At 62.1% G+C, this 13,815-nt stretch carries 14 protein-coding genes; 5 read left to right on the top strand and 9 right to left on the bottom strand.

Annotated features, from left to right (window positions below; all coding sequences use genetic code 11):
- Positions 1-132: 132 nt before the first annotated feature.
- Both ACFQ4G_RS21310 and ACFQ4G_RS21305 read right to left on the bottom strand, forming a co-directional pair.
- Positions 133-1,224, bottom strand: a complete 1,092-nt coding sequence (locus ACFQ4G_RS21310; protein ID WP_238202569.1) for an alkene reductase — start codon at positions 1,222-1,224, stop codon at positions 133-135.
- A 145-nt stretch (positions 1,225-1,369) separates the two neighbouring features.
- Positions 1,370-3,517 carry a sodium-translocating pyrophosphatase gene (locus tag ACFQ4G_RS21305; RefSeq protein WP_238202571.1) on the bottom strand — a complete coding sequence of 716 codons (2,148 nt, stop codon included), beginning with the start codon at positions 3,515-3,517 and terminating at the stop codon, positions 1,370-1,372.
- A gap of 341 nt (positions 3,518-3,858) precedes the next feature.
- On the opposite strand from ACFQ4G_RS21305, the gene ACFQ4G_RS21300 reads away from it, so the two are divergent.
- The 4 genes from ACFQ4G_RS21300 (at position 3,859) to ACFQ4G_RS21285 (ending at position 6,650) form a co-directional block, all read left to right on the top strand.
- The gene (locus ACFQ4G_RS21300) at positions 3,859-4,449 is read left to right on the top strand and encodes a DUF1285 domain-containing protein (RefSeq protein WP_379041048.1); all 591 of its coding nucleotides are present in this window, start codon (positions 3,859-3,861) and stop codon (positions 4,447-4,449) included.
- A gap of 412 nt (positions 4,450-4,861) precedes the next feature.
- Positions 4,862-5,020 (top strand): hypothetical protein, encoded by a 159-nt coding sequence (locus ACFQ4G_RS21295; RefSeq protein WP_379041045.1) that lies wholly within the window; start codon positions 4,862-4,864, stop codon positions 5,018-5,020.
- A gap of 110 nt (positions 5,021-5,130) precedes the next feature.
- Positions 5,131-5,388 (top strand): DUF6111 family protein, encoded by a 258-nt coding sequence (locus ACFQ4G_RS21290; protein ID WP_238202577.1) that lies wholly within the window; start codon positions 5,131-5,133, stop codon positions 5,386-5,388.
- Between the two features lie 71 nt (positions 5,389-5,459).
- Complete coding sequence (locus tag ACFQ4G_RS21285; protein ID WP_238202579.1) at positions 5,460-6,650, top strand: CCA tRNA nucleotidyltransferase; 1,191 nt, start codon at positions 5,460-5,462, stop codon at positions 6,648-6,650.
- 11 nt (positions 6,651-6,661) lie between these two features.
- On the opposite strand, the gene atpC is transcribed toward ACFQ4G_RS21285, so the two are convergent.
- From atpC to ACFQ4G_RS21250, 7 genes are all read right to left on the bottom strand, one after another.
- On the bottom strand, positions 6,662-7,063 hold the full coding sequence (atpC, locus tag ACFQ4G_RS21280; RefSeq protein ID WP_238202581.1) for an ATP synthase F1 subunit epsilon: 402 nt from the start codon (positions 7,061-7,063) through the stop codon (positions 6,662-6,664).
- 82 nt (positions 7,064-7,145) lie between these two features.
- Positions 7,146-7,394, bottom strand: coding sequence for a hypothetical protein (locus ACFQ4G_RS21275; RefSeq protein ID WP_238202583.1), 249 nt, complete (start codon positions 7,392-7,394; stop codon positions 7,146-7,148).
- 4 nt (positions 7,395-7,398) lie between these two features.
- Positions 7,399-8,859, bottom strand: coding sequence for a F0F1 ATP synthase subunit beta (gene atpD, locus ACFQ4G_RS21270; protein WP_027172269.1), 1,461 nt, complete (start codon positions 8,857-8,859; stop codon positions 7,399-7,401).
- A gap of 46 nt (positions 8,860-8,905) precedes the next feature.
- Positions 8,906-9,781, bottom strand: coding sequence for a F0F1 ATP synthase subunit gamma (locus ACFQ4G_RS21265; protein ID WP_238202585.1), 876 nt, complete (start codon positions 9,779-9,781; stop codon positions 8,906-8,908).
- A gap of 161 nt (positions 9,782-9,942) precedes the next feature.
- Positions 9,943-11,472 carry a F0F1 ATP synthase subunit alpha gene (gene atpA / locus ACFQ4G_RS21260; RefSeq protein WP_238202587.1) on the bottom strand — a complete coding sequence of 510 codons (1,530 nt, stop codon included), beginning with the start codon at positions 11,470-11,472 and terminating at the stop codon, positions 9,943-9,945.
- 72 nt (positions 11,473-11,544) lie between these two features.
- Entirely contained in the window at positions 11,545-12,114 is a 570-nt protein-coding gene (locus ACFQ4G_RS21255; protein WP_238202589.1) for a F0F1 ATP synthase subunit delta, read from the bottom strand.
- A 273-nt stretch (positions 12,115-12,387) separates the two neighbouring features.
- Positions 12,388-13,083 carry a DsbA family protein gene (locus ACFQ4G_RS21250; protein ID WP_238202591.1) on the bottom strand — a complete coding sequence of 232 codons (696 nt, stop codon included), beginning with the start codon at positions 13,081-13,083 and terminating at the stop codon, positions 12,388-12,390.
- Positions 13,084-13,583: 500 nt separating this feature from the next.
- Between ACFQ4G_RS21250 and ACFQ4G_RS21245 the strand changes: the two genes are divergently transcribed.
- Positions 13,584-13,815, top strand: a 232-nt coding sequence (locus ACFQ4G_RS21245) for a PAS domain S-box protein (protein WP_379041040.1), incomplete at its 3' end; no start/stop codon positions are given.

Below are 13,815 nucleotides of genomic sequence, written 5' to 3'. Positions count from 1 at the left end.
CCGGTTCTCAGTCGTCCACATCGGCAGCCTCCACACAGGCAGCCTTGAATCACAAACCCCTCACATCACTCAATATGTCGCCGGACAGACACTGAGCGGTCTCCGGCTTCTTCCACCGGAGACCTTCGCCAATCAGGCTGCTTTCGACGCGGACAGGACTGGATAATCGATGTAGCCCTCAGGGCCCTGGCTGTACCAAGTTGCCTGCACGTCCTTGTTGAGCGGCGCATGAGTCGCGATCCGCTCAACGAGATCCGGATTGGCGATGAAGGGCCGGCCGAAGGCGATGGCGTCGGCTTTGCCCGCGGCGAGGGCGGCTTCGGCCGCTGCGGGATCGTAATCCGAATTCAGGATAAGCGCCCCCCCGAAAGCCTGCTTGATCACCGGCGCCACTGGAGGATGGTTCGGCTTACCGAAGGTACCGTCAGGACCTGGCTCGCGCAGTTCTAGAAAGGCGATGCCGATCTTGCGGAGTGCGGCGGCGGCGGCACCAAACAGAGTATCTGGATCCGAATCATCCACTCCCTGGATCTCGCCGTTCGGCGACAGCCGCACGCCGGTGCGATCCTCGCCGATGGCATCGGCCACGGTCTGCGTCACTTCCGTGAGCAGGCGAATGCGGTTCTCCACCGACCCGCCGTAGGAGTCATCCCGATGGTTGGTGTTGTCGCGCAGAAACTGGTCGATGAGATAGCCGTTCGCCGCGTGAATCTGCACACCGTCGAAGCCAGCAGCGATCGCGTTGCGCGCTGCCCGATCGTAGTCTGCCAGAAGGCGGGGAACTTCCTCGATCGGCAACGCGCGAGCCTCGGCATAGGGCTGCTTGCCTTCGTAGGTGTGAGCCTGATCCGGTGCGGTGGTGGCGGAGGAGGAGATCGGTGCCTTGCCGCCATTGAGGCTCGGATGAACGACGCGCCCCATATGCCAGAGTTGGCAGACAATTCTGCCACCGGCATCGTGAACGGCCTCGACGATCGGTTTCCAGGCATCGACCTGCTCATCCGACCAGATCCCGGGTGCGTAGGGCCAACCGAGACCTTCTTGGCTGATGCCCGTGGCCTCGGTGAGGATCACGCCAGCCCCGGAACGCTGTCCGTAGTACTCGACCATGATTGGGGTCGGCACATGTTCCCGGGTGGCCCGGCCGCGCGTGAGCGGCGCCATGAAGATGCGGTTCTTCGCGTCGATCGCGCCGATGCGAATCGGATCGGTGAGTGAAGGCATTAAGTTCTCTCGAGATGATACGGACAAGGAAATTACGGCCTGTTTGGCCCCGTTTTCGATGCCCGTAGTTAAGTCGCACACGAGAGAGCGTCAGGGGGGATGGCTCAGTGATGCGGCGCCACTGTGCGGCGACGCACACAATGGCTCAGAGATGAGCCAGCACCGCCAGAAGCAGCAAGGCGATGATGTTCGTGATTTTGATCGCCGGGTTCACGGCGGGCCCGGCCGTGTCCTTGTAGGGGTCGCCGACGGTATCGCCTGTCACCGCCGCCTTATGCGCATCGGAACCCTTGCCGCCGTGGTGACCATCCTCGATGTACTTCTTGGCATTGTCCCAGGCGCCGCCGCCGGACGTCATCGAGATCGCAACGTAGAGACCGGTCAGGATCACGCCGAGCAGGGACGCGCCTACCGTGGCGAAGGCTTGGTTCTTGCCGGCGATCGTCTGGATCACGAAGAAAAGCACGATGGGCGAGAGCACTGGCAGAAGCGACGGCAGGATCATTTCCTTGATCGCCGCACGAGTCAGCATATCGACGGCCCGCCCATAATCCGGCCGGTCCGTGCCCGCCATGATGCCGGGCTTCTCACGGAACTGGCGCCTAACCTCCTCGACCACCGCACCGGCTGCCCTGCCGACGGCCGTCATCGCCATACCGCCGAACAGGAACGGAATGAGGCCACCCAGGAGGAGGCCGACGACGACGTAGGGGTTCGATAGCGAGAAATCGACGGCCACGCCCTGGAAGAAGCGGTACTGGGTTGGACTGGCATTTGCGATGAAATAGTTCAGGTCGCTGGTATAGGCGGCGAACAGCACCAAAGCTCCCAGACCAGCCGAGCCGATGGCATAGCCTTTAGTGACAGCCTTGGTGGTGTTGCCTACGGCATCAAGCGCATCGGTGGACTTGCGCACCTCAGGCGGCAAGCCGGCCATTTCCGCAATGCCGCCAGCGTTGTCGGTCACTGGTCCGAAAGCATCGAGGGCAACGATGAAGCCCGCGAGAGCCAGCATGGCCGTCACGGCGATCGCGATGCCGAACAGCCCCGCCAGCGAATGGGTGGCGATGATGCCAGCCACGATGACGAGCGCGGGCAGCGCCGTCGACTCCAGTGAGATCGCGAGGCCTTGGATCACGTTAGTGCCGTGGCCGGTAACGGAAGCGTCCGCAATTGACTTCACCGGACGGAAATTGGTGCCGGTATAATACTCCGTGATGACCACGATCAGCGCAGTGATGACGAGGCCGATCACTGCGCAGCCGAAGAGACCGCCCGACGTGAAGGTCACGCCGGCATTGGTTTTGAACTCGGTGCCGAAACCGCCGAACAAGGCGAAGTTGACGAGCGCGATGGCGACAATGGAAAGTGCGCCAGCCGTGATCAGCCCTTTGTAGAGTGCCCCCATGATCGACTGGTTGGCCCCTAACCGCACCGCATAGGTACCGGCGATGGAGGTGAGGATGCAGGCCGAGCCGATAGCCAGCGGGTAGAGCAGCATGGCTTCGAGGACATTGCGTCCACCGATATCGGTCTGGCCGGCAAAGAAAATAGCCGCCAACACCATGGTGGCCACCACAGTCACGGCGTAAGTCTCGAACAGGTCGGCAGCCATGCCGGCGCAATCGCCGACATTGTCGCCCACGTTGTCCGCGATGGTGGCTGGGTTGCGCGGATCGTCCTCCGGGATACCGGCCTCGACCTTGCCGACGAGATCGCCGCCGACATCTGCCCCCTTGGTGAAGATGCCGCCGCCGAGACGGGCGAAGATCGAGATCAGCGAAGCGCCAAAACCAAGGGCAACCAGGGAATCGATGACCTCGCGGCTGGCGGGAGCGAGACCCGAAACGCGTGTCAGGAACGTGTAATAGAGCGCGACTCCGAGAAGGGCGAGACCGGCCACGAACATGCCGGTGACGGCGCCAGACTTGAAGGCCACATCGAGCCCCGCCCCCAAGGACGTCGAGGCTGCCTGTGCCGTGCGGACATTGGCTCGCACCGACACGTTCATGCCGATGAAGCCGGCAGCCCCCGAGAGCACGGCCCCGATGAGGAAACCGATGGCGACCTTGAGTCCGAGGAAGTAGGCCAACGCCACGAAGAGGACCACGCCGACGACAGCGATGGTGGCGTATTGCCGGCGTAGATAGGCTTGTGCGCCCTCAGCTATCGCACCGGCGATTTCCTGCATCCGCTGGGTGCCGGCATCGCGCTTCATCACGTCGTTGATCGTCACGATTCCGTAGGCGACGGCGCAAAGCCCGCCTAGGATAATAAGCAACAATGCGGTCATTCTACCGTCCTTGCGTTGTTATCGTGATTGTCGAGCTTGGCTGACTGGCCACGGGACGAAGCGCTCGATGTGTTTTCGGCATTCCCTTCCAGGGATGCATACTCTGAGTGCCAAACTTCCGCGGCGAGCGCAAATTCTGCCGAGCTTTTTTGTTGACGAATATTGCTGCGCCGCACAATTTGCTAAGGCCTTGATTGAAATCATTCGTATTCATGGTCCATTGAATTCGAATGGATGCAGAATGCCATGCAGCAAAGACGTGCGCCGACGCGGGCAGCGGCATCGATTCCCAAGCATCGGAGCTGTTTCAAAACGTCGAGAACGCGTTATCTCCTGCAATGATGAAACAGCCCGTACCGCCCGAATCGGACCCGGCCATCGCCCGGTTGAGCCTAACCCTCGATGGACTGCCCAGGCGGGGCATCCCGCCTGTGGAGCGCTGGAATCCGCCCTATTGCGGTGAGATCGATGTGCGGATCGCTGCGGACGGAACTTGGTTCCACGATGGCACACCGATCCGACGCTCCGCGATGGTCAAGCTGTTCTCCTCCATCCTTAGGCGGGAGCCCGATGGCCGCATGGTGCTGGTGACACCGGTGGAAAGCGTCGGGATCGTCGTGGACGATGCGCCATTCGTCGCCGTGGATATGGCGGTGGATGGCGACGGCGATGACCGGCGCATCGCCTTCCGGACCAACGTCGACGATCTCGTGACGATGGATGCCGAGCATGCGCTTCGCTTCGAGGAAAGCGATGATGGCGGCCTGCGCCCCTACATACATGTGAGGCGCGGTCTTTGGGCGCTTCTCACCCGGGCGGTGACCTACGACCTCCTGGCTCTCGGCGAGGAGCGCTTGGTGGAGGGTCGCGCCTGGTTCGGAATCCCGGCGGCCGGCCGTTTCCACCCGGTGGCGCACAGCATCGGCGCATGAACTGCGACGCATGATCGTCGATACACTGTCGGACCTTCTGGAAAGGGCCGAGCGGGGTCTCTCGCTGGCCACGCCCGCTCCAGACGATTCGATCTCTAACTCGCGTGGCGACCACGACGTCGATCTCGACGGGATTCGAGGTCCGTTCCGGCAAGCCGCATCGAGCGGCAGCGGTGCTGGTCCCACTCTTCGCCAGTGACTCGGAACTTTCAGTACTATTAACCGTGAGAGCCTCGCACCTTCACGATCATTCCGGACAAATCGCCTTTCCCGACGGCAAGATAGAACATGCCGATAGAGGGCCGGCCAAGGCCGCCTGCGCGAGACCAGAGAGGAAATCGGACTTCGAACCGCCGATACCCAGATCCTCGGATATCTCGATGCCTATCTCTCGGCTAACGGATTCTTGGTCGTGCCGGTGGTCGGGCTCTGTGACGCCGATGCGCGGCTCGATCCCGATCCGACCGAGATGGCGGAGGTCTTCGAGGTGCCGCTGGCCCGCCTCATGGATCTCGTTGCCGGCGGCCCAGCGTCGGTCTCTGGCAAGACCGACCGCGCCGCCATTACGTGATTCCGTTCGGTGAACGCATGATATGGGCCGTGACGGCCGGAATCTTGAACAATCTCCACGAACGCCTGTTTCCGTGACATGACGCTCTTCCGCCGCCACCCAAAAGCCCCATGATCCGCCGTCTCCTCGAAGAAGTCCTGATCTTCCTTCTGCCGTTTGTGCTGTTCGGCATCTATCTCGCGATCAGAGGCCGCAACCCACGTCACAGCGCACATTGGGAAGGGTTCGTATTTCGCCTCACCCTGGGAGGGCTCGTGCTGGTGATTCTGTCCCTCGTCATTGCAGGCTTGGCCGGTGAGACGCATCGCGGCGGTTATGTTCCGCCGCGCCTGGAAAACGGCCAAGTCGTCCCTGGACATTTTCAATGACGGTCCGACAACTGAGCTCCGAGGGACCCAGGGCACTTCTGACAGACCCAGCGGTCTCGCGAATCCTTTCGATGCTGAACTCGAAAACCGAGGAAACTCGTATCGTCGGCGGCTCAGTCCGGGATGCACTTCTCGGAAGCGACAATTCCGATATCGATCTTGCCACCACCCTCCTACCGAACGAGGTGATGCGGCGAGCGGCAACGACCTCATTGAAGGCCATCCCCACCGGCATCGATCACGGAACGGTGACGATCCTGCTAGGGAGGAGGACGTTCGAAGTCACCACGCTGCGCGAAGATATCGAGACCGATGGCCGGCATGCGGTCGTGAGGTTTGGCCGGAGTTTTGCGCGTGATGCCGAGCGGCGCGATTTCACGATCAACGCTCTCTCCCTCGACGAGGACGGAAAGGTGCACGACACCGTCGGGGGCATGGCGGATCTCAGCGCGGGCCGCGTCCGCTTCATCGGCGACGCAGCGACCCGCATCCGCGAAGACGCCCTGCGCATTCTGCGCTTCTTCCGCTTTCATGCACGCTACGGCATTGGGGAACCGGACAAGGACGGCGTTCGCTCCGCCATTTCCGCTGCCGCAACCCTCGACGGGCTATCGCGCGAGCGGGTGAGATCGGAAGCGTTGAAGCTACTTGAGGCACCGCGAGCCGTCGCGGTCATCGCCGCCATGAGGGACGCCGGACTTCTCGATCGCATCATTCAGACGGGCGGCTACCTCGATCGATTAGATCGCGCCTGTCGGGCGGACGGATTGGCGTCGCCGACGGCGCCTATCGAACGTCTCGCTGCTTTAGCCGTGGATTCGCGCGCCGATATCGAAAGATTGAGGCGCACACTGCGCCTGTCGAACGAGGAGACTTACGTTCTCGAAACGTATGCGGACGCCCGACAAGACCTGGAGCATCTCGCGGAAGTCGCAACCGTCGACATGCGCCGGCTCGCGGCCACGCGAAATCTTCATGGCGTCGCGTTGGCCATCGACGTAATGGACGATCTTCGCAAGAGAAGGATCAGTCGCGAGGCCCTCACAGTCCTTGATCACTTTCTCGACGGAACCGATCCAATACCCGTCTTACCCGTAAGCGGCCGCGATCTCGTCGCGATGGACATTCCTCCGGGACGATCGATTGGTGCCGGCCTCGCGGCAGCCCATTCCCTCTGGCTCCAACGGGGCTGCGCTTCCGGAGAGAAAGAAAAAGCCTTCCTCCTCCAGTACATTTTAGCCGCCATCGGTCCAAAGGCGTGACCGCGCTATGGTCAAAAGTTGAGGGCGACCTTGGCGTCCTGGAGCTGGACAATCTGGCCGCTGATCTCATCCTTCTTGGCAAAATCCTCGGTTGCGTCGCGCTGCATCTCAAGCGCCGCGATATCTTTGTCGAGGGAGTCCGGTGTGATCTCCTCGAAGGAATTTGCACGCTCGGCGATCACGGTGACCATTGTCGGCCCTATATCGGCGAAGCCACCGCGCACCAGCACGCGCTTTCCGGTATGACCGGCCTCATTGATGACGATGACGCCAACCTTCAGAACAGTCAGCACAGGAGCGTGTCCCGGAAGCACAGTCATCTCTCCCTCGACACCGGGGAGTTGTACGGCTTCGATCTGACCGGAATAGACCGTCCGCTCGGGGCCGACAAAATCGAACTGGAAGGTAGCCATGACGTGGGAGATCCCGGTTCGGAAGGATATCGCGTAGATCGGCGCACTGACCTCATGGTCCATGCGCCAAGGAATGAAAAGCCTAGGCTTTCTGCCGGTCGACCACGAAGCCAATGCCGAGGCCGACAATGGCGCCTAGGACAGCGAAGATGGCGACATGCTGCATCTGACCACTGGTCAGATCACCGCCACTCAGGGCCGCCGCCGACGTGTCCTGCATTTCGACGCTTAGGGGTCCGAGCTTGATCTCAGAGGCCTGCGGCCGAGTTAGATAGCCGATGAGACCGCCGGCCATGAGGCCGACGATCAGAATAAAGATCTTGACGTTCAACGACTTAGGCCGCCGCCGCAATCTTCTTCGCCTTCTCCTTAGCGTCCTCAATGGTTCCGACCATGTAGAACGCCGCTTCCGGCAGGTCATCGTAATCGCCGTTGACGAGACCCTTGAAGCCCTTGATCGTGTCGGCCAGGGGGACCTGGATGCCCGGCGAGCCGGTGAAGATCTCGGCCACCGAGAAGGGCTGCGAGAAGAAGCGCTCGATCTTGCGGGCGCGGGCGACGGTGAGCTTGTCCTCTTCCGAGAGCTCATCCATTCCCAGGATCGCGATGATGTCCTGCAGGGCCTTGTAGCGCTGCAGGGTCTGCTGGACGCGGCGGGCGACGTCGTAATGCTCCTCGCCGAGGACGGCGGGGTTGAGCATGCGCGAGGTCGAGTCCAGCGGATCCACGGCCGGGTAGATGCCCTTCTCGGCAATGGAGCGCGAGAGCACGGTGGTGGCGTCCAAGTGGGCGAACGACGCGGCGGGCGCCGGATCGGTCAGATCGTCGGCCGGCACGTAGATGGCCTGGACCGAGGTGATCGAGCCCTTGGTGGTGGTGGTGATGCGCTCCTGCAGGGCGCCCATGTCCGTGGCCAGCGTCGGCTGGTAGCCCACGGCGGACGGAATGCGGCCGAGGAGAGCCGACACTTCCGAGCCGGCCTGGGTGAAGCGGAAAATGTTGTCCACGAAGAAGAGCACGTCCTGGCCCTGGTCACGGAAATCTTCCGCGATGGTCAGGCCGGTGAGCGCCACGCGCGAGCGGGCGCCGGGGGACTCGTTCATCTGGCCGTAGACGAGGGCGCATTTGGAGCCCTCGGCCGAGCCGTTGTTCTCCTTGGGGTCCATGTTGACCTTGGACTCGATCATCTCGTGGTAGAGATCGTTGCCCTCGCGGGTGCGCTCACCGACGCCAGCGAACACCGAGTAGCCGGAATGCACCTTGGCGATGTTGTTGATGAGCTCCATGATCAGCACGGTCTTGCCGACGCCGGCGCCGCCGAACAGGCCGATCTTGCCGCCCTTGGCGTAGGGCGCGAGGAGATCGACCACCTTGATGCCAGTAACGAGGATCTGCGACTCGGTGGACTGCTCGGCGTAGGACGGCGCGGGCTGGTGGATGGCGCGCAGGGTCTCGGAGACGATCGGGCCGGCCTCGTCGATCGGCTCGCCGATGACGTTCATGATGCGCCCGAGGGTGTTGAAACCGACCGGCACCTTGATGGCCTCGCCGGTATCGGTGACTTCCTGGCCGCGCACGAGGCCTTCAGACGTATCCATGGCAACGCAGCGCACGGTGCTCTCACCGAGCTGCATGGCCACTTCGAGGACGAGGCGGTTGCCGTTGTTCTTGGTTTCGAGAGCGTTCAGGATCTCGGGCAGGTGGCCGTCGAAATGAACGTCGACCACGGGGCCGATGACCTGGGTGATCTTGCCGACCTTGTTGGAGCCGGCGCCGGGGAGAGCGGTGTTCGCCATATTACGGGTCCTTCGAAAATGTTGCGGTCAGGGCGACGGGGAGCGCTTAGAGCGCTTCGGCACCCGAGATGATTTCGATGAGTTCCTTGGTGATCATGGCCTGACGCGTACGGTTGTAGATCTGCGTCTGCTTCTTGATCATCTCGCCGGCGTTGCGCGTGGCGGAGTCCATGGCACCCGTGCGTGCGCCCTGCTCGGAGGCGGCGTTCTCGAGGAGCGCACGGAACACCTGGACGGTGAGGTTGCGCGGCAGGAGCGTGTCGAGGATCGCCTCCTCGCTCGGCTCGAACTCCAGGGCTGCGTCGGGAGCGGTATCGCCAGCCGCAGGGAGTTCGGCCGGAATGAGCTTCTGGGCGGTCGGCACTTGGGCGATGACCGAACGGAAGCGCGAGTAGAACAGCGTCGCCACGTCGAACTCACCGGCTTCGAAGCGGGCGATGACGCTGTTGGCGATCTCGGCGGCGAAGTCGTAATCCACCGGCTTGTTGCCACGTATATCCCGGTTCTCGATGATCTCGTCGCGGAACTGGCGACGCATCAGGTCGTAGCCCTTCTTGCCGACCGTGATGATCTTGACGGTCTTGCCTTCGGCCTTCAGCCCACGGATGTGCTCTCGGGCCAGACGCACGATCGACGAGTTGAAGCCGCCGCAGAGGCCGCGGTCCGCCGTGCAGACCACGAGGAGGTGGACCTTGTCCGAGCCCGTGCCGGAGAGAAGCTTCGGTCCCTGGACGCCACCGATGAGGTTCGCGGCGAGGTTGCCGAGAACCTGGGACATCTTCTCCGCATAGGGGCGTGCATTCTCGGCCGCGTTCTGGGCCCGCCGCAGCTTGGCCGCGGCGACCATCTGCATCGCCTTGGTGATCTTCTGCGTGCCCTTCACCGAAGCGATGCGGTTACGCAGATCCTTCAAACTCGCCATGGGGTGACTTCCAGATCCGTTCGGTGCGGTTCGACGCCATTTCTCTTCCCCTCAACTGGGAAAGAGTCGGAGGTGGGGGTGGTGTCGAAGAGGTCTTGGCCGGTCCGGCACACCTCCACCCCAGCCCCCTCCCCGCTATGGGAGGGGGAAGTCGCCAAGCTTTAGGCCAGCGACTTGGCGACGCTCTCGACGACACCCTTCAGCGTCTTCGCGCTGTCGTCGGACAGGTCCTTCGAGTCGCGGATCTTGGAGAGAAGATCGGCGTGCTTGGTACGCAGGGTCGAGAGCAGGGCGTCCTCGAACGGACGGACCTTCGAGACCGGCAGGCTGTCGAGGTAGCCGTTGACGCCGGCATAGATCACCGCGACCTGCTCTTCCATCTTCAGCGGCGAGAATTGCGGCTGCTTCAGGAGCTCGGTGAGGCGCGAGCCACGGTTCAGGAGCTTTTGGGTCGAGGCGTCGAGGTCCGAGCCGAACTGGGCGAAGGCGGCCATCTCGCGGTACTGGGCGAGCTCGCCCTTGATCTTGCCGGCGACCTTCTTCATCGCCTTCGTCTGGGCCGAGGAGCCCACGCGCGAGACCGAGAGGCCGACGTTCACCGCCGGGCGGATGCCCTGGTAGAACAGATCGGTCTCGAGGAAGATCTGGCCGTCTGTGATCGAGATCACGTTGGTGGGGATATAGGCCGAGACGTCGTTGGCCTGGGTCTCGATGACCGGCAGCGCGGTCAGTGAGCCGTTACCGGCGGCGTCGCCCATCTTCGCGGCGCGCTCGAGCAGGCGCGAGTGGAGATAGAACACGTCGCCGGGATAGGCTTCGCGGCCCGGCGGGCGGCGCAGCAGCAGCGACATCTGACGGTAGGCTACGGCCTGCTTGGAGAGATCGTCGTACACGATCACGGCGTGCATGCCGTTGTCGCGGAAATACTCGCCCATGGCGCAGCCGGCGAAGGGAGCGATGAACTGCATCGGCGCAGCGTCGGAGGCGGTGGCGGCGATAACGATGGAGTATTCAAGCGCACCGTTGTCCTCGAGGGACTTCACGAACTGAGCGACGGTGGAGCGCTTCTGACCGATGGCGACATAGACGCAGTAGAGCTTGGCGTTCTCGTCGGTGCCCGCATGGGCCGGCTTCTGGTTGAGGATGGTGTCCAGCGCGATGGCGGTCTTCCCGGTCTGGCGATCGCCGATGATGAGCTCGCGCTGGCCGCGGCCGACGGGGATCAGGGCGTCGATGGCCTTGAGGCCGGTGGCCATCGGCTCGTGCACGGACTTGCGCGGGATAATGCCCGGGGCCTTCACGTCGACGCGGCGACGTTCGGTGGTGGCGATGGGGCCCTTGCCGTCGATGGGGTTGCCCAGCGCGTCGACGACGCGGCCGAGGAGTGCCTTGCCGACCGGAACGTCCACGATGGCGCCGGTGCGCTTGACGGTCTGGCCTTCCTTGATGTCGCGATCGGACCCGAAGATCACGATGCCGACGTTGTCCTGCTCGAGATTGAGGGCCATGCCACGCACGCCCGACTCGAATTCGACCATCTCGCCAGCCTGGACGCTGTCGAGGCCGTAGGCACGGGCGATACCGTCACCGACGGAGAGCACTTGGCCCACCTCGGTCACCTCGGCTTCCTGGCCAAAATTCTTGATCTGCTCTTTCAGGATCGCGGAGATCTCGGCGGCGCGGATGTCCATCGTCTGGCCTCTTTAAATCAAAACGAAGTTGCTGTGGAGAAACGGGAGCGGGCCTGCGCCGAAGCGCCGACCTCAGGCTTCCCGCATCGCGAGTCGAATACCGTTGAGCTTGGTCCGCAGGGATGCGTCGACCATCCGGCTGCCGATCTTGACGATGAGACCACCGATGAGGGCCGGGTCGACCCGCAGATCAAGGTCGATCTCGGAGCGCGCCACGTCGCGCAGGGAGATCTTGATCTCTTCGAGGACAGCCTCCGAGGGACGCTCGGCCACCGTCACCTCGGCGCGCACGATCCCCTTCGATTCCGCCACTAAACGGCGGAAAGCGCGGATCATATCGGGCAGCGCGAAGAGGCGGCGATTGGAGGCGACGAGCCGGATGAAATTCGCGCCGAGACCGGCGAGACCGGCCCTATCGAGGATGACACCGATTGCAGCTTCCTGCTGCTCGCCGGTGAAGACCGGACTGCGCACGAGGCGCGTCAAGTCGGCGCTTTCCTTCAGCAGATCATCGAAACTTTGGAGGCTCGCCGCCACGGCATCGATCTGGCGCTCGTCGCGGGCCAGCTCGAACAGTGCGGATGCATAGCGACCTGCTACGCCTGCAACCGGGGAACCCGCCTCGGAACTGGTCTGCGCCACGCGCCACTCTCTCTTTTTAATCCGGCCCGGGGTTTCGGCCCGTGACGCCAATCATGGCATCGGCTCTGAAACCGTCAGGAGTGGGAAACGCCTCGGAATACAGGTCTAAAACCCGTCCTCCCGGCGCGGCGAGGGCCTAGCATGCGTGTAGGAGAGGCGCAAGACGAACACGGCCATGCACAAGCTTGCTGGGAGCACGGCGACGCAGCCATGCCCAATCCGCGACAACGATGGCGAAGGTGAGGCGCCTCGTGGTGGTAGCCGGCGGGCGGGTCAGCAGGCGACCTGATCGCAACGGCGCATCGCTCCGACCATTCGGGCTAGGGCCTTGGCTCCCGGATGGCCAAGGAGGCCGGTATTGCCGAGAACGTAGGAGGGGGTAGCGACGAGGCCGAGGTCCGCCGCCATCCGCATTTGTGCCTTGAGGGCTTGGCGCACCTCATCGCTGTCGGCGATCATCTCGATCTCCGGACCCGGGACACCCAGCGTTGCGGCGACCTGAAGCGCACCGAGGCCGTCGATCTTACCCGGCCTCGCCAGCAGCTTCTGATAGAGAGACCAAACTGCGGCCGAACCGACTTTCCGTTGCATCGCCAAGGCGACCTTTGCCGCCTGGGCCGATTGCGGCGAAAGAATAGGATTGTTGATGAGTCCGATTCGCAAGGAAGCGTCACTCGCGACGAGCGAGGCCATATCGATCGCTGCCTTTCGGCAATAAGGGCAATTGTAGTCGAAGAATTCGTAGAGAGTGATCTCCGCCTCGCGGGCGCCAACATAAGTCACGCCCTTCAGGGCGCCGATCTCTCCAACGATCTCGCCCGGAAGACGTGTGTTCGCGATGGGCCGCCCTTCATCGTTTTCGACCTTGAAGGTCTGGCCGTAGCCCTGAGCACGACCAGAACGAGGTGCGGCGACGAGACAGGTCAGGCCCACAGAAGCAGTCAGAAGGCGCCGGCGGTCAATGTTCATGGAAACAGTACCTCGGATATACGTTTCTGCGGACGGCCAATGTCGACTGTCGCGCGTTCTAATCCCGGATTGTCGCTGGAACCAGACCTGACCTCGGACGTGATCGCCTCGGTTACCCCAACGGCCCAAGACCGAAGAAAAAGCATTCACATTTTTGAATAAACGCAATGTGTTAGATTTATGATATACCAGAATTTGTTCGACGCAGAAAAGTTATTTATGCTTGCACAATAATTGTTTAGATTTGTGTTTTTACCAGCATAAAGATACTGTATGGATCGAATTCATTACTTTGTCGTTTGTTATGTTATGATTTTTGCTTTCTTTGCATTTGGAATATTAAAATCAACGCCGACGCCGTATTTTTGATCTAGATATTCCAGCAAATATTGCGCCGTCGGAAGCAATTTTAACGAAATTGACAGGAAAACACCGTCATCTCGAGTTGGATTGGTCGAGCGCGGCGACCACAACTAACCCTTACGCGTCCAATTGGAGCGATGACGATTTTCAGAAATTCCGATCTCTATTCCAAGATTGACGCATTGGATCGCTCCCAGGCGATCATCGAACTCAAGACCGACGGCACGATCCTGACCGCCAACAGGAACTTCCTCGACACGGTCGGCTACGAGCTCGCCGAGATCCAGGGCAAGCATCACAGCCTGTTCGTCGATCCGGCGTTCCGGGAGAGCCAGGAGTACCGCGCCTTCTGGACAGCGCTCGCCGCCG

Source organism: Methylobacterium marchantiae (genome assembly GCF_042679825.1).
Taxonomy (GTDB): domain Bacteria; phylum Pseudomonadota; class Alphaproteobacteria; order Rhizobiales; family Beijerinckiaceae; genus Methylobacterium; species Methylobacterium marchantiae.
The sequence above is the reverse complement of the archived record's forward strand: the minus strand, read 5'-3'. Positions and strand labels throughout refer to the sequence as shown.